The organism is Pseudomonas sp. GM50, assembly GCF_000282375.1.
Taxonomy (GTDB): Bacteria; Pseudomonadota; Gammaproteobacteria; order Pseudomonadales; family Pseudomonadaceae; genus Aquipseudomonas.
This window is the reverse complement of sequence record NZ_AKJK01000040.1, coordinates 25,138-41,137: the sequence shown is the minus strand read 5'-3', so window position 1 is coordinate 41,137 and position 16,000 is coordinate 25,138. Positions and strand designations below refer to the sequence as shown.

10 protein-coding genes are annotated in these 16,000 nt (G+C 60.4%); 6 read left to right on the top strand and 4 right to left on the bottom strand.

Going from position 1 to position 16,000, the window contains the following annotated elements:
• The first annotated feature begins 86 nt into the window (after nucleotides 1–86).
• The 4 genes from xdhA (at nucleotide 87) to guaD (ending at nucleotide 6,241) form a co-directional block, all read left to right on the top strand.
• The gene (gene xdhA, locus PMI30_RS23785) at nucleotides 87–1,541 is read left to right on the top strand and encodes a xanthine dehydrogenase small subunit (protein WP_008007010.1); all 1,455 of its coding nucleotides are present in this window, start codon (nucleotides 87–89) and stop codon (nucleotides 1,539–1,541) included.
• On the top strand, nucleotides 1,534–3,933 hold the full coding sequence (gene xdhB, locus PMI30_RS23790; protein WP_008007008.1) for a xanthine dehydrogenase molybdopterin binding subunit: 2,400 nt from the start codon (nucleotides 1,534–1,536) through the stop codon (nucleotides 3,931–3,933). Before xdhA ends, xdhB begins: the two co-directional genes overlap by 8 nt.
• Before the next feature lie 134 nt (nucleotides 3,934–4,067).
• The gene (xdhC, locus tag PMI30_RS23795; protein ID WP_008007006.1) at nucleotides 4,068–4,913 is read left to right on the top strand and encodes a xanthine dehydrogenase accessory protein XdhC; all 846 of its coding nucleotides are present in this window, start codon (nucleotides 4,068–4,070) and stop codon (nucleotides 4,911–4,913) included.
• A gap of 23 nt (nucleotides 4,914–4,936) precedes the next feature.
• The gene (guaD, locus tag PMI30_RS23800; protein WP_008007004.1) at nucleotides 4,937–6,241 is read left to right on the top strand and encodes a guanine deaminase; all 1,305 of its coding nucleotides are present in this window, start codon (nucleotides 4,937–4,939) and stop codon (nucleotides 6,239–6,241) included.
• Between the two features lie 152 nt (nucleotides 6,242–6,393).
• On the opposite strand, the gene PMI30_RS23805 is transcribed toward guaD, so the two are convergent.
• Nucleotides 6,394–7,158: a GntR family transcriptional regulator gene (locus PMI30_RS23805; RefSeq protein WP_008007001.1), complete on the bottom strand. Its 765-nt coding sequence runs from the start codon at nucleotides 7,156–7,158 to the stop codon at nucleotides 6,394–6,396.
• A 356-nt stretch (nucleotides 7,159–7,514) separates the two neighbouring features.
• Here PMI30_RS23805 and PMI30_RS23810 point away from each other — a divergent pair, with 356 nt between their 5' ends.
• The gene (locus PMI30_RS23810) at nucleotides 7,515–8,705 is read left to right on the top strand and encodes a benzoate/H(+) symporter BenE family transporter (protein ID WP_008006999.1); all 1,191 of its coding nucleotides are present in this window, start codon (nucleotides 7,515–7,517) and stop codon (nucleotides 8,703–8,705) included.
• 185 nt (nucleotides 8,706–8,890) lie between these two features.
• Here the strand turns inward: PMI30_RS23810 and PMI30_RS23815 are convergent, their stop codons facing one another.
• The gene (locus tag PMI30_RS23815; protein ID WP_007896965.1) at nucleotides 8,891–9,235 is read right to left on the bottom strand and encodes a YggL family protein; all 345 of its coding nucleotides are present in this window, start codon (nucleotides 9,233–9,235) and stop codon (nucleotides 8,891–8,893) included.
• A 233-nt stretch (nucleotides 9,236–9,468) separates the two neighbouring features.
• Here PMI30_RS23815 and dacB point away from each other — a divergent pair, with 233 nt between their 5' ends.
• Nucleotides 9,469–10,929: a D-alanyl-D-alanine carboxypeptidase/D-alanyl-D-alanine endopeptidase gene (gene dacB, locus PMI30_RS23820; protein WP_008006996.1), complete on the top strand. Its 1,461-nt coding sequence runs from the start codon at nucleotides 9,469–9,471 to the stop codon at nucleotides 10,927–10,929.
• 175 nt (nucleotides 10,930–11,104) lie between these two features.
• Here the strand turns inward: dacB and PMI30_RS23825 are convergent, their stop codons facing one another.
• Nucleotides 11,105–13,495: a sensor domain-containing diguanylate cyclase gene (locus PMI30_RS23825; protein ID WP_008006994.1), complete on the bottom strand. Its 2,391-nt coding sequence runs from the start codon at nucleotides 13,493–13,495 to the stop codon at nucleotides 11,105–11,107.
• Between the two features lie 141 nt (nucleotides 13,496–13,636).
• Nucleotides 13,637–15,907: a bifunctional 23S rRNA (guanine(2069)-N(7))-methyltransferase RlmK/23S rRNA (guanine(2445)-N(2))-methyltransferase RlmL gene (rlmKL, locus tag PMI30_RS23830; RefSeq protein WP_008006992.1), complete on the bottom strand. Its 2,271-nt coding sequence runs from the start codon at nucleotides 15,905–15,907 to the stop codon at nucleotides 13,637–13,639.
• Between the last annotated feature and the right edge of the window lie 93 nt (nucleotides 15,908–16,000).

The window sequence follows — 16,000 nt, the reverse complement described above, 5'->3', positions numbered from 1 at the left end:
AGTCAGAAAATCATTGACCGAAAAGTCAGACCTGATAAATTCGGCTCATGTCGGTTAACAACAATAATGAGTTTGCGAGGCCTTCCGTGATCCAGTTTTTACTAAACCAGGAACTCCGTAGCGAGCACGCCCTGGACCCGAACCTGACCGTGCTCAACTATCTGCGCGAACATGTGGGCAAACCCGGCACCAAAGAAGGCTGCGCCAGCGGCGACTGTGGCGCCTGCACCGTGGTGGTCGGCGAGTTGCAGACGGACGACGATAGTCGCGAACACATTCGCTATCGCAGCCTCAACTCGTGCCTGACGTTCGTTTCCTCCTTGCACGGCAAGCAACTGATCAGCGTCGAAGACCTCAAGCACCAGGGCGAGCTGCACAGCGTGCAAAAAGCCATGGTCGAGTGCCACGGCTCGCAATGCGGTTTTTGCACCCCGGGCTTCGTCATGTCGCTGTTCGCGCTGCAAAAGAACAGCGACCAGCCCGACGCCCATAAAGCCCACGAAGCGCTAGCCGGCAACCTCTGCCGCTGCACCGGTTATCGGCCGATCCTGGCCGCTGCCGAGCAATCTTGCTGCGGCAAACAACCCGACCAATTCGATGCTCGCGAAGTGGAAACCATCGCTCGCCTGAAAGCCATCGCCCCCACCGACATCGGCGAACTCAACAGTGGCGACAAACGCTGCCTGGTGCCATTGACCGTGGCCGATCTGGCCGACCTCTATGACGCTTATCCACAAGCTCGCTTGCTGGCCGGCGGGACGGATCTGGCGCTGGAAGTCACCCAGTTCCACCGCACCTTGCCGGTGATGATCTACGTCGGCAACGTCGCCGAAATGAAACGCATCGAACGCTTCGACGATCGCCTGGAAATCGGCGCCGCCACCGCCCTCTCCGACTGCTACGAAGCGTTGAAGGCCGAGTACCCGGACTTCGGCGAATTGCTGCAGCGCTTCGCTTCCTTGCAGATCCGCAACCAGGGCACCCTCGGCGGTAACATCGGCAACGCCTCGCCAATCGGCGACTCACCACCGCTGCTGATCGCCCTCGGCGCGCAGATCGTCCTGTGTAAAGGCGAAACTCGCCGCACTATGGCGCTGGAAGATTACTTCATCGATTACCGGGTGACCGCGCGTCAGGAAAGCGAGTTCATCGAAAAGATCATCGTGCCGCGGGCCAGCGTTGAACAACTGTTCCGCGCCTACAAGGTATCCAAGCGTCTGGACGATGACATTTCCGCCGTTTGTGCAGCGTTCAACCTGCGCATCGACACCGGCGTGATCGCCGACGCCCGCGTTGCTTTCGGCGGCATGGCGGCCATTCCAAAACGCGCCAAAAACTGCGAAGCCGCCCTGCTCGGTGCGCCGTTCAACAACGCCACCCTCGAACGCGCCTGCGCTGCATTGGCCGAAGACTTCACGCCACTCTCGGACTTCCGCGCCAGCAAGGAATACCGCCTGCTCAGCGCGCAGAACCTGCTGCGTAAATACTTCATCGAACTGCAAACACCGCACATCGAGACTCGGGTGACCGCTTATGTCTAATCATCACGCTGTAGAGAAGACCCAAGCCGAACTGGCTGAATTGTTCGCCAAGGACCTGACCACCGGAGTCGGCCGCAGCGTCAAGCACGACAGTGCCGACAAGCACGTGTCCGGTGAAGCGCAGTACATCGACGATCGGCTGGAATTCCCCAATCAGTTGCACGTTTACGCACGGCTGTCAGACCGTGCCCACGCAAAAATCATCAGCATCGACACCAAGCCTTGTTACGCCTTCGAAGGCGTGCGCATCGCCATCACCCACGAAGATGTGCCAGGCCTGAAAGACATCGGCCCACTGTTGCCAGGCGATCCGTTGCTGGCCATCGATGACGTGCAGTTCGTCGGTCAACCGGTACTGGCCGTTGCGGCGAAAGACCTGGAAACCGCACGCAAAGCGGCCATGGCCGCGATCATCGAATACGAAGACCTCGAACCCGTTCTGGACGTGGTCGAAGCCCTGCGCAAACGCCATTTCGTGCTCGACAGCCACACACATCAGCGTGGCGATTCGGCGACTGCTTTGGCCACTGCCGAACATCGCATCCAGGGCACGCTGCACATCGGCGGCCAGGAACACTTTTATCTGGAAACCCAGATCTCTTCGGTGATGCCGACTGAAGACGGCGGCATGATCGTTTATTGCTCGACCCAGAACCCCACCGAAGTGCAGAAACTGGTGGCCGAAGTGCTGGACGTGTCGATGAACAAAATCGTCGTCGACATGCGCCGCATGGGTGGTGGTTTCGGCGGCAAGGAAACTCAAGCGGCAAGCCCGGCATGCCTGTGCGCGGTGATTGCGCACCTGACCGGTCAGCCGACCAAAATGCGCCTGCCGCGTGTCGAAGACATGCTGATGACCGGCAAGCGTCACCCGTTTTACGTCGAGTACGACGTGGGCTTCGACAGCACTGGCCGCCTGCACGGCATTGCGCTGGAACTGGCCGGCAACTGCGGTTGCTCACCGGACTTGTCGGCATCGATTGTCGACCGCGCAATGTTCCATGCCGACAACTCGTACTACCTGGGCGATGCGACCATCAACGGTCACCGCTGCAAGACCAACACCGCGTCGAACACCGCTTACCGTGGTTTCGGTGGCCCGCAAGGCATGGTCGCCATCGAAGAAGTGATGGACGCGATTGCCCGGCATTTGGGCCTCGATCCGCTGGCCGTGCGCAAGGCCAACTACTACGGCAAGACCGAGCGCAACATCACCCATTACTACCAGACCGTCGAGCACAACATGCTCGAGGAAATGACTGCCGAACTGGAGGAAAGCAGCCAGTACGCCGAGCGTCGCGAAGCAATCCGTCGCTACAACGCCAACAGCCCGATCCTGAAAAAAGGCCTGGCGCTGACCCCGGTAAAATTCGGTATTTCCTTCACCGCCAGCTTCCTCAACCAGGCCGGTGCACTGATCCACATCTACACCGACGGCAGCATCCACCTGAACCATGGCGGCACCGAAATGGGCCAGGGTCTGAACACCAAGGTTGCGCAAGTCGTGGCTGAAGTGTTCCAGGTGGAAATGGACCGCGTGCAGATCACCGCGACCAACACCGACAAGGTCCCGAACACCTCGCCAACCGCTGCTTCGAGCGGCGCCGACCTCAATGGTAAAGCGGCACAAAACGCGGCTGAAATCATCAAGAAACGCCTGGTGGAATTCGCCGCGCGGCAATACAAGGTCAGTGAAGAAGACGTGGAGTTCCACAACGGTCACGTGCGGGTTCGCGATCACATTCTGACGTTTGAATCGCTGATCCAGCAGGCGTATTTCGCCCAGGTTTCGCTGTCGAGCACCGGCTTCTACAAGACCCCGAAAATCTACTACGACCGCAGCCAGGCGCGAGGTCGGCCGTTCTATTACTACGCCTTCGGTGCCGCCTGCGCCGAGGTGATCGTCGATACCCTGACCGGCGAGTACAAGATGCTGCGCACCGACATTCTTCACGACGTCGGCGACTCGCTGAACCCGGCGATCGACATCGGTCAGGTCGAGGGTGGTTTCATCCAGGGCATGGGCTGGCTGACCATGGAAGAACTGGTGTGGAACAACAAGGGCAAACTGATGACCAACGGCCCGGCCAGCTACAAGATCCCGGCGGTGGCGGACATGCCATTGGACCTGCGGGTGAAGCTGGTGGAAAACCGCAAAAACCCGGAAGACACAGTGTTCCATTCCAAGGCCGTGGGTGAGCCGCCGTTCATGCTCGGCATCGCCGCGTGGTGCGCGATCAAGGACGCCGTGGCCAGTTTGGGTGACTACCGGCATCAACCGAAAATCGACGCACCGGCGACCCCGGAGCGGGTGTTGTGGGGTTGTGAGCAGATGCGGCAGTTGAAGGCGGTGAAAGTCGCGCAAGCCGAGGCTGAGTTGGCTTCGCTGTAGACCGAGGCGGGGCCTTCGCGGGCAAGCCTCGCTCCTACAGGTCAGGTGGCAGATCGCGAACGACGCGAAACCTGTAGGAGCGAGGCTTGCCCGCGAAGAGGCCCAAACAGACAACAGAGATGTTGAGGTGAAACATGTACAACTGGATCGACGCCCTCGCCGACCTGCAAACCCGGGGTGAACCCTGTGTGTTGGTGACCATCATCGAAGAGCTCGGCTCGACGCCGCGTAATGCCGGCTCGAAGATGGTCATCAGCGCCACGCAAACGTTCGACACCATCGGTGGCGGGCATCTGGAATACAAGGCCATGCAGATCGGCCGCGAGATGCTGGCCAGCGGCCGACAGGACACCCATCTGGAGCGCTTCAGCCTCGGTGCCAGCCTGGGCCAGTGCTGCGGTGGCGTGACGGTATTGCTGTTCGAACCGATGGGCCAGGTCCAGGCGCAGATCGCGGTGTTCGGCGCCGGTCACGTCGGTCGGGCGCTGGTGCCGTTGCTCGCCAGCCTGCCGTGCCGGGTACGCTGGATCGACTCGCGGGAAGCGGAATTCCCCGAACAGATCCCCCATGGCGTGCGCAAAATCGTCACCGAAGAACCGCTGGATGAAGTCGATGACCTCCCCGCCGGCAACTACTGCATCGTCATGACCCACAACCACCAGCTCGACCTTGAACTCACCGCCGCGATCCTCAAGCGCAACGACTTCGCCTACTTCGGCCTCATCGGTTCGAAGACCAAACGAGTGAAGTTCGAACACCGCCTGCGTGATCGCGGTTTCGACAGCAGCGTGCTGCAACGCATGCGCTGCCCGATGGGCATCGGCGAAGTCAAAGGCAAGTTGCCTGTGGAAATCGCCATCTCCATCGCCGGCGAGATCATCGCCACCTATAACGCGAATTTCGGCCAGCACACCGCCAGCGCCGGATCATCGATCGCCAAACTGCTGCCTGCTTCACGCCGCAGCCACGCTTCGAACTAAAAAGCCACGAATTGAGAACAACAATGCCTCTGACTCGCAAAGCCTACCGCGCCGCCATCCTGCACAGCATCGCCGACCCTGCCGAAGTGGGTATCGAAGCCTCGTACGAGTATTTCGAAGACGGTCTGCTGGTAGTCGATAACGGCCAGATCAGCGCCATCGGCCACGCCAGCGAATTGCTGCCGACCCTGCCGGCCGACATCGAGATCACCCATTATCAGGACGCACTGATCACTCCGGGCTTCATCGATACCCACATCCACTTTCCGCAAACCGGCATGGTCGGCGCCTATGGCGAACAGCTGCTGGACTGGCTGAATACCTACACCTTCCCGTGCGAAAGCCAGTTTGCCGACAAAGCCCACGCTGATGAAGTCGCGGATATTTTCATCAAGGAATTGCTGCGCAACGGCACCACCACTGCACTGGTGTTCGGCAGCGTGCATCCGCAGTCGGTGAACTCGTTCTTCGAGGCTGCCGAACAGTTGGACCTGCGGATGATCGCCGGCAAGGTGATGATGGACCGCAACGCGCCGGACTACCTGACCGACACTGCCGAGTCGAGCTACGTCGAAAGCAAGGCGCTGATTGAGCGCTGGCACGGCAAGGGCCGCCTGCACTACGCGGTCACCCCACGCTTCGCCCCGACCAGCACCCCGGAACAACTGACCCTCGCCGGCCAGTTGCTCAGCGAATATCCGGATCTGTACATGCAGACCCACATCAGTGAAAACCTCAAGGAAGTCGAGTGGGTCAAGGCGCTGTTCCCGGAGCGCAAGGGCTACCTGGACGTCTACGATCACTACCAATTGCTCGGCGAGCGCTCGGTGTTCGCCCATGGCGTGCACCTGTGCGACGACGAATGCGCGCGACTGGCCGAAACCGGCTCGGCGATTGCGTTTTGCCCGACCTCGAACCTGTTCCTCGGCAGCGGCCTGTTCAATCTGCCAATGGCCGAGAAACACAAACTGAATGTCGGCCTGGGTACGGATGTCGGCGGCGGCACCAGTTTCTCGCTGCTGCAAACCCTGAACGAAGCCTACAAAGTCATGCAACTACAAGGCGCGCGACTGAGCCCGTTCAAGTCGCTGTACCTGGCCACCCTTGGCGGCGCCCGCGCCCTGCGCCTGGAAGACAAGATCGGTACCTTGCAACCGGGCACCGACGCGGACTTCCTGGTGCTGGACTACAACGCCACGCCACTGCTCGGCTATCGCCTGAAACAGGCCAATAACATTGCCGAGACGTTGTTTGTCTTGATGACGCTGGGGGATGACCGGACTGTTCTGCAGACGTATGCGGCGGGGAGTCTGGTGCATCAGCGCTAGGTTTTACGGGCATAAAAAATCCCCCGTAGCCGTACAGCCCGGGGGATTTTTATTGCCTGTCAGGAAGCCTTCGCGGGCAAGCCTCGCTCCTACAAGGGCCACGCTGTACCTGTAGGAGCGAGGCTTGCCCGCGAAGGCTGCACCTCGGTCTATCAAAGTTTCGCGACAGGCCGCCCAGGCTTCTTGGTCTGCAACAAATGCGAAAACACCGCATGCAAATCATCCGACGCACTTTCTTCGTCGAGGTTGAGTTTGCTGTCGATGTGGTCCATGTGATGCATCATCAGGTCCACCGCCAGCGTCGCGTCCCGCGCTTCGATGGCGTTGATCAACTGAGTGTGTTCATCGTAGGAACAGTGGGAACGGTTGCCGCTCTCGTACTGGGCGATGATCAACGAAGTCTGGGACACCAGGCTGCGCTGGAAGCTGATCAGCGGCGCGTTTTTCGCCGCTTCGGCCAGCTTCAAGTGAAACTCGCCCGACAGACGGATTCCGGCACCACGATCGCCACGGGAGAAACTGTCGCGCTCGTCGTTGACCATTTGCCGCAAGTCGGCAATTTCCTCGGCGGTGGCATGCTGAACCGCCAATTCAGTGATCGCCCGCTCCACCAGGCGCCGCGCCATAAACACCTGGCGGGCCTCTTCGACACTCGGGCTGGCAACGACAGCACCGCGATTCGGTCGCAGCAACACCACGCCTTCATGGGCCAGGCGCGACAGCGCTCGGCGAATGATGGTGCGGCTGACCCCGAAAATTTCCCCCAGCGCTTCTTCGCTCAACTTGGTGCCGGGCGCCAGACGCTGTTCGAGGATGGCCTCGAAGATATGCGCATAGACAATATCGTCCTGGGTACCGCTGCGGCCGGCTTTGCCTGCTCGCGGTTGTTTCTTGAGGGGTTGCAACTGTTCGTTCATGGGCACTCGAGTCGGAAGAACTGCGGCGAATTGACCGTGACTGTAATACGGCACAGTGGGTCGCTGGCAAGTATCGCGTAAAAAACACCGTAATTGTACACAATGGACGGTGGCAACACGACTGTACGGCTGTTTGTCGTCTTCGCTGTATTGCAACGACCGGTTACTTTTCAGTTTAGGCTTGAACGCAGAATCCGCTGCTCAACGCGATGCCCTGTAGGAGCGAGGCTTGCCCGCGAAGGCGCAGTGTCAGTCGATATCAATGTTGAATGACACGACGCCTTCGCGGGCAAGCCTCGCTCCTACAGGGTTCAGCGGATACGGACATCTTCATCAGAACAAGGAACACCGCTGTCATGAACGACGCCACGCACACGCAGCTTCGCCCCCTGACTGACACATCACCCTCGGCGATCGTCGCCGGGTTCATCGCCATGATGACCGGCTACACCAGTTCACTGGTGCTGATGTTTCAGGCCGGGCAAGCGGCGGGCCTGACTAGCGGGCAGATTTCGTCGTGGATCTGGGCGATCTCGATTGGCATGGCGGTGTGTTCGATCGGCTTGTCCCTGCGCTACCGCACCCCGATCACCATCGCCTGGTCGACCCCTGGCGCAGCGTTGCTGATCACAAGCCTTGGCGGTGTCAGTTACGGCGAGGCCATCGGCGCCTACATCACCTGCGCGGTGCTGGTGACGATCTGTGGCCTCACCGGCAGTTTCGAACGGCTGGTGAAAAAGATTCCGGCTTCATTGGCGGCGGCGTTGCTGGCGGGGATTCTGTTCAAGATCGGCAGCGAGATTTTCGTCGCCGCCCAGCACCGCACTGCGCTGGTGCTGGGGATGTTCTTCACCTATCTGCTGGTCAAGCGCCTGTCGCCGCGCTACGCCGTGCTCGCCGCGCTGTTGATCGGCACTGCGCTGGCGGGGTTTATGGGATTGCTGGATTTCAGTGGCTTCCATCTGGAAGTCGCGACACCGGTCTGGACCACGCCGCATTTCTCCCTGGCCGCGACCATCAGCATCGGCATTCCGCTGTTCGTGGTGGCGATGACGTCGCAGAACATGCCGGGCATCGCCGTATTGCGCGCCGACGGCTACAACGTGCCAGCCTCGCCACTGATCACCACCACCGGCATTGCCTCGTTGCTGTTGGCGCCGTTCGGCTCCCATGGGATCAACCTCGCGGCCATCAGCGCGGCGATCTGCACCGGGCCGCATGCCCATGAGGATCGCAACAAGCGCTACACGGCCGCCGTCTGGTGCGGGATCTTCTACGGGATTGCCGGGGTGTTCGGCGCGACGCTGGCGGCGTTGTTTGCCGCATTACCTAAAGAGCTGGTGCTGTCGATTGCCGCGCTGGCGCTGTTCGGCTCGATCATCAATGGGTTGAGCATTGCCATGGCGCAGGTGCAGGAACGGGAAGCAGCGCTGATTACCTTTATGGTCACGGCGTCGGGGCTGACGCTGTTTTCCATTGGTTCGGCGTTTTGGGGGATTGTGGCGGGGGTTTTGACGTTGGTAATTCTGAACTGGCGCAAGGCCTGAGGGCCCCTTCGCGGGCAAGTCGGATCGCCGCACCGCTCGCTCCTACAAGGGCTTCGCGCTAAACCTGTAGGAGCGAGGCTTGCCCGCGAAGGCATCCCCGAGATCGACATCGCAGGCCAAGCCATGCGCCTACAAAAAGCAGGCATAAAAAAACGGCGACCCTTGGGTCGCCGTTTTTTAGAACATCAAGCTACCGGATTGATCGGCTTTTCCGGGTACCAGACGTCGATCAGCGGGCTGACGGTTGCTTCGGTCAGTTCGCTGCGGCCTTTGAGCCAGGCTTCAACAGCGGCACGCTGCTCTTCGGAGACCGAGCCACGCTTCTGCAGGCAAACCAGACCGAAGTCGTCGCCGCCAACATAGCCCAGACCGTTGGCTTCCATGGCTTCTTTCAGGAACGCGTCGAGGAAAGCATCAATGGCTTCATCAGCCAAATCTTCTTTGAAATCCAGGTTCAGTTCGAAACCCAGCTCTTGAAATTCATCGACGCACAGTTTTTTGCGCAGACGCTGGGAACGGTTAGTCGCCATTGGAACAATCCTCATAAGTAATAACGGGCCGCACTTTAGCAGTTTAAGGCACCGATTGCCCGTCTCAGAACGGCGCTACCCCTACCGCCGGTAAAAAAATAGCGGATTAGACGACCAGAGTACGGCACAAGCCGTTACACCTTGGGGCATAATGCCGACACTTTCATGACCGCTGAGGGAATTTATCTCCATGCCCTCGTCTTTTTCCCCTCGGCTGTAGGGTTTTATTTCAGATGATCAAATCTTTGCGTCCATTGCTGCTGGCCAGCCTTCTTCTGCCCTTGGCCCTTCCCGTTTCCGCCGCTTCGATCAACACCGCCCTGTCGCCCAACGTCGAAAAGGCCCTCAAGGCCAGCAAGTTGCAAGACAGTGCCCTGTCGCTGGTGATGATCCCGCTCAACGGCCCGGGCACTCCAACCATTCATAACGCCGACGTTTCGGTCAACCCGGCCTCGACCATGAAGCTGGTGACCACGTATGCCGCGCTGGAAATGCTCGGCCCGAACCACCAGTGGAAAACCGAGTTCTACACCGACGGCACCCTCAGCGGTGGCATCCTCAACGGCAACCTCTACCTCAAGGGTGGCGGCGATCCGAAGCTGAACATGGAAAAACTCTGGTTGCTGATGCGCGACTTGCGCGCCAACGGCGTGACCCAGGTCACCGGCGACCTGGTGCTGGACCGTGGCTTCTTCGTGCAACCGCAACTGCCTGAATTCAACGACGACGGCAACGACGAGAACAAACCGTTCCTGGTCAAGCCCGACGCGCTGTTGGTCAACCTCAAGGCCTTGCGTTTCGTGGCTCGCAACGACTCGGGCAAGGTCCTGGTGTCGGTCGAGCCACCGATTGCCAGCATCCGCATCGACAATCAGGTCAAGGCGCTCAACTCCAAGCAATGCACCGGTGGCGTGCGTTACAACCCGGTGCCCCAGGCTGATGGCAGCGTCACCGTGACCGTCGGCGGCCAGTTGGGCGAAGGCTGCAGCTCCCAGACCTACCTGTCGCTGCTCGACCACGCGACCTACACCGCTGGCGCTGTGCGGGCGATCTGGAAGGAATTGGGCGGCAGCATCCAGGGCCAGGATCGTCTGGCAGCGACGCCGAGCAACGCCAAGGTGCTGGCCCGGGCCTACTCGCCAGACCTGGCGGAGATCATTCGCGACATCAACAAATACAGCAACAACACCATGGCTCAGCAGTTGTTCCTGAGCCTGGGCCAGAAGTTCCGCACCGAAGCCGACGGTGATGACGCCAAGGCAGCTCAGCGTGTGGTGCGTCAGTGGCTGGCACAGAAAGGCATCACCGCGCCGCACTTGGTGATGGAGAACGGCTCCGGTCTGTCCCGCGCCGAGCGCGTGAGTGCGCGTGAAATGGCCGCGATGCTGCAAGCCGCCTGGCGCAGCCCGTATTCCGCCGAGTTCATCAGTTCGATGCCAATTGCCGGCACCGACGGCACCATGCGCAAACGCCTGAAGACCACCGCAATGCGCGGTGAAGCCCACGTCAAGACCGGTACCCTGAACACCGTACGCGCCATTTCCGGCTACAGCCGCGACATCAATGGCAATACCTGGGCGGTGGTGGCGATCCTCAACGACAAGGCACCGTTTGGCGCCTCCTCGGTGCTGGATCAGGTGCTGCTGGATTTGTACCGCCAGCCGAAACTGCCGGAAACGGCTTCGGTGTTGTAACCCGATCGTCCAGACACTGGAGATCAAAAAATGTGGGAGCGGGCTTGCTCGCGAAGAGGGCGTGTCAGTCGACATTAATGTTGCCTGGCACACCGCTTTCGCGAGCAAGCCCGCTCCCACATTGATTTGGGTCGAGCACAGCATTGCGATCATTCCACAGGGGCCGCACGCGGCTTTAGCTCATCTGCCCCTCAACCCGATCCCTTCCCGCCTGCTTCGCCGCATACACCCCTGAGTCAGCCCGCAACAGCAGCGCATCCGCGCCCTCTCCGGCCCGCCAACTGGCAATCCCGAAACTTGCGGTGACGATCCCGACCTCGTCGATCGGCGCACTGCGCAACCCTTGCCACAACTCCACAGCCAGCACATGGGCCTGTTCGCCGTCGATATCCGGACAGAGCACCATGAACTCTTCGCCACCCAGGCGACAGAACACATCGGTGCGCCGCAGGCGACCGCCAATGCGCTCGCACACGGCCTGCAATACCCGATCACCCACGGCATGACCGTGCTGATCGTTGATGCGCTTGAAGTGATCGATGTCGAGCATGATCACCGACAACTCGCCACCGCCGCGCTCGACCCGGGCCATTTCGGTGGTCAGGCGCTCCTGGAAATAGCGACGGTTATGGATTCCGGTCAGGGAGTCGGTCACCGACAGTGCGCGCAATTCCTCTTCCACTCGCTTGAGGTCGGAGATGTCCGAAATGTAGCCATGCCAGAGCACACCGCCACCGGGCAGTTCCTCTGGAGTCGCCTCACCGCGGACCCAGCGCAGACCGCGCTCGGGCAATTGCACGCGGTACTCTTCACGCCAGGGGCTGAGGGTGTCAGCCGAGGCCAGGATCGAAGCGCGGACCCGACGCGCGTCCTGAGGATGAATCCGCGCAAACACCGCTTCGGCGTTGAGCAACAGCACCTCCGGCTCGAGTTCGTAGATATCGCGCATACCGTCGCTGGCGTAGATCACGCTGAAGCGCCCATCGAATTCCATCTTGAACTGGTAAATCCCGCCGGGCACATGGGCGCTGAGTTTCTTCAACAACAGGTCCCGTGCCGCCAGGGCCTCGTGGACGCGTTTGCGTTCGGTGATATCGATACAGATCGCCAGGTGCCCGACCCACAAGCCTTGCTCGTCGAGGACCGGGGCCGCCAGCATGTTCACCGTTAAATGGCTGCCGTCGTGGCGGACCAGTGTCCACTCTCGGGCTTCGTGACCGCCCTCTTCCCCGCCTTCAACCAACATCGCCTGACACGTCGGAATCGGCTTGCCATAGCGCGCGCTCAACTCCGCCGAGCGCGCTTCGAGTTCCCGGGGCAGGTGCAGGTTCTCCAGGGTCATGTGGCCCACGGCCTGCGCACTGGAGTAACCGAGCATTTGCTCTGCACCCGCATTGAAGGTGCTGATGATCCCGCGCAGGTCGGTGGCGATGATCGCCACCTGAGTCGCGGCATCCAGCACGCCGCGCAACTGGCCATGCGTGCCACGCAACTCTTGCTCACGGTCGTGAAGTTCCTGGGTCCGTTGTTCGACCATTCTCAGCGCCCGTTGGCGCTGGCTGACCAACACATAGAGAAACACACTGAGCAACAGGCTGAGCAAACCGCCGAGCACCACCAGGCTGGCCACCGAGGAATGGTTGGCTTTCAGGAACGCGGCGCTGGGGCGCATATCGACTTGATAATCGTGGTCGGCCAGACGCAACAATCGCGTGGAGGACAAGTCACTGGCCCCTGCCGTGTTGGTCGACTCGTACAATACTTCGTGCTGATCCGCGGTAGACAAATCGAGGATACGCACCGAGAGAGAGTCCTGATTCCCTTCCGGCAGTCCGTCCGCCAGCAGCTGACGCATGCTGATCACCGCCATGACATAGCCGGCGGGCGCAGCATTCGGGATGTTCTGATGGATGACCGGAGCCACCAGCAACACGCCCCGCGAATAGGCGGGCTCGATGCCTACCAGATGCAATGGTTGCGACACAGCCATGTTGCCGTTGCGATCGGCCCGTTCCAGGGTCGAACGACGCAGGGGCTGGGCCAGCAGGTCGTAACCCAGCGGCATAGGCTGTCGGCTCAGGGTTTGGGTGTAGAGCACCGGTACGTACTCGTCCCGCTCCACGGCAGGTTGCAACTGGCCGTCGACGGTAAGTTCGCGAAAGGTGAAACCGCTCAAGCCTTCTTCACGCACCGCGCGTTCAAGCAGGGGCCGTTCGGCGCGGGAAACCCGGGGAGCCCAGGAATAGGCCTGAGTGCGATGCAAAAGAGGTTTGGCGTAGCCGTCGAATTCCGCGCGGGCCACCGACGCGGAATTGACAAAGAACCGGCGCAGGCCGTCGAGGCGCTGCTCCTGATCTTCGAAACGTTCTTCGATACGGCTGTAACGTTCACTGGCGAGCAGCTGGAAACGTTGCCGCAATTGCTGATGAAACTGATTGAACGTCGCCCAGGCCAGCAATCCCGTGAGAATCCCGCCGACGAGCAATGCCAACAGTGCGACCAGCCAGGCCGAAACATCTTCGCGGATAAAACCCAGGATCTTGGGGCGCACGGCGTGCAACGACATAGAGGCAACTCAGAACGCCAGGTGCCGGAAAAGCCCTTTGGCCACTGTTGAGTTATAGCTATTAGCCACTAATTTGACCAGCACTGAAAGAACCCAAGAGCCTTTAAAAATCAAGGCTCTGGATCCAATCAGGCTCAAGTGTCAGCGGGCAGTGATCTTCCAGGCACGATGGATCTTGCCATTACGGGCGAAATCCGGATCGATGGTCTGGGCGGTGATTTCTTCAACGGCATAACGCTCGGTGAGGTTTTCCTCAAGCGTGAACTTGCGGAAGTTGTTGGAGAAGTACAACACCCCGCCCGGCGCCAGACGTGCCATCGCCAAGTCGATCAACTGCACCTGATCACGCTGCACGTCGAAGATCCCTTCCATGCGCTTGGAATTGGAGAAGGTCGGCGGGTCGATGAAGATCAGGTCGTACTCATCACGGCAGGCATCGAGCCAAGCCATCACATCGCCCTGCTCCAGACGGTTCTTGTCGGAAAAACCGTTCAGCGACAGGTTGCGACGCGCCCAATCCAGATAGGTTTTCGACAGGTCGACGCTGGTGGTGCTGCGCGCACCGCCCTTGGCTGCATGAACGCTGGCGGTCGCGGTGTAGCAATACAGGTTGAGGAAGCGCTTGCCGGCCGCCTCTTTCTGAATCCGCATACGCATCGGCCGGTGGTCAAGGAACAGCCCGGTGTCGAGGTAATCGGTGAGGTTCACCAGCAGCTTCACGCCGCCTTCGTTGACCTCATTGAACTTGCCCTGTGCGCTCTGGCGTTCGTACTGCTTGGTGCCACTCTGACGCTCGCGACGTTTGACCACCACGCGGTTCTTGTCGATGTTCAACGCTTGCGGGATCGCCGCCAGGGCATCGAACATCCGTGCCGAGGCTTTTTCCGGATCGATGGATTTCGGTGCGGCGTATTCCTGAACGTGGACCCAGTCGTGATACAGGTCGATGGCCATGGAGTATTCCGGCATGTCGGCATCGTAGACGCGGTAGCAGTCGATGCCTTCACGCTTGACCCACTTGCCCAGCGCCTTGAGGTTTTTTTGCAGACGGTTGGCAAACATCTGCCCGCCTTCGCTCAAGCGCGGTTGCTCGATCACCACCGGTGCCGGTTTGATCGGGTTGCCGTTCTTGTTGTACTTCTCGTACTTGCCCGGCGCTTCGATGTTCGACGGTGCGTCGGACTCGGCCTGTTCGCGCTCGATCTGGCGCTGTTCCGGGGTGCGACGCTCGCCGGTGACGAACTGGTCCGGCGTGACCTTGATCAGCAGCAATTTGCACGGCAAAGCGCCGTTCCAGAACGAGTACTGCTTGTGGCTGCGGATGCCCATGCGCTTGCCCAGGTCCGGGGCGCCGGTGAACACCGCCGCTTCCCAGTTCAGGCACGCCTGACGCAGACGTTCGCCGAGGTTCTGATAGAGGTAGAGCAGGCTCGCCTCATCGCCCAGACGTTCGCCGTACGGAGGGTTGCAGATCACCAGGCCTTTCTGGTTCTGGTCCGGGCGCGGCTCGAACGTCGCGACTTCACCCTGGTAGATCTTGATCCACTCGCTCAGGCCGGCACGTTCGACGTTATTGCGGCCCGGTTGAATCAGGCGCGGGTCAGCTTCGTAACCGCGAATCCACAGCGGTGGCTTGGCCAGACCGGCCGCGGCGCGTTCGGTGGCTTCTTCGTGGAGCTTTTTCCACAGCGCCGGCACGTGACCGAGCCAGGCGGTGAAGCCCCACTGCTCACGACGCAGGTTCGGCGCCATGTCGGCGGCGATCATTGCGGCTTCGACCAGGAACGTACCGACACCGCACATCGGGTCAGCCAGTGCGCCGCCATCGGCGGCAATCCGTGGCCAGCCGGAACGGATCAGAATCGCTGCCGCGAGGTTTTCCTTCAGCGGCGCCGCGCCCTGCTGCAAGCGATAGCCACGCTGGTGCAGGCTGTGACCGGAAAGGTCGAGGGACAAAATCGCTTCGCCACGGTCCAGACGCAGGTGAATGCGCAGGTCCGGGTTGAGCTTGTCGATGGACGGACGATCGCCTTGGGGGGTGCGCAGTTTATCGACGATCGCATCCTTGACCTTCAAGGCGCCGAAGTGCGTGTTATCAATGCCCGAACCGTGACCGCTGAATTCGACGGCCAGGGTGCCATCGTTGAGCATGTGGTCTTGCCACTCGATATCCAGCACGCCGTGGTAGAGGTCTTCGGCGTCTTTCATCGGGAAGCGCTTGAGCACCAGCAGCACGCGGTTCGCCAGACGCGACCAGAGGCACAGGCGATAGGCGGTTTCCATGGTGGCCATGCCGCGCACAGCCGAGGTGTGCTCACGTGCTTCTTCAAGGCCAAGCCCGACGGCTTCCTCGATGAGCAGGCCTTCAAGGCCTTTGGGGCAAGTGAGGAAGAGTTCGAAACGATCGGACATGGTAATTCCAGAGCCTTTAGCTAAGTGAACCGGCAACGCATTGCCGATCCGGTTTTCAATCAGGCGTTTTTCTAACAGAACGCCCGCGTGGCA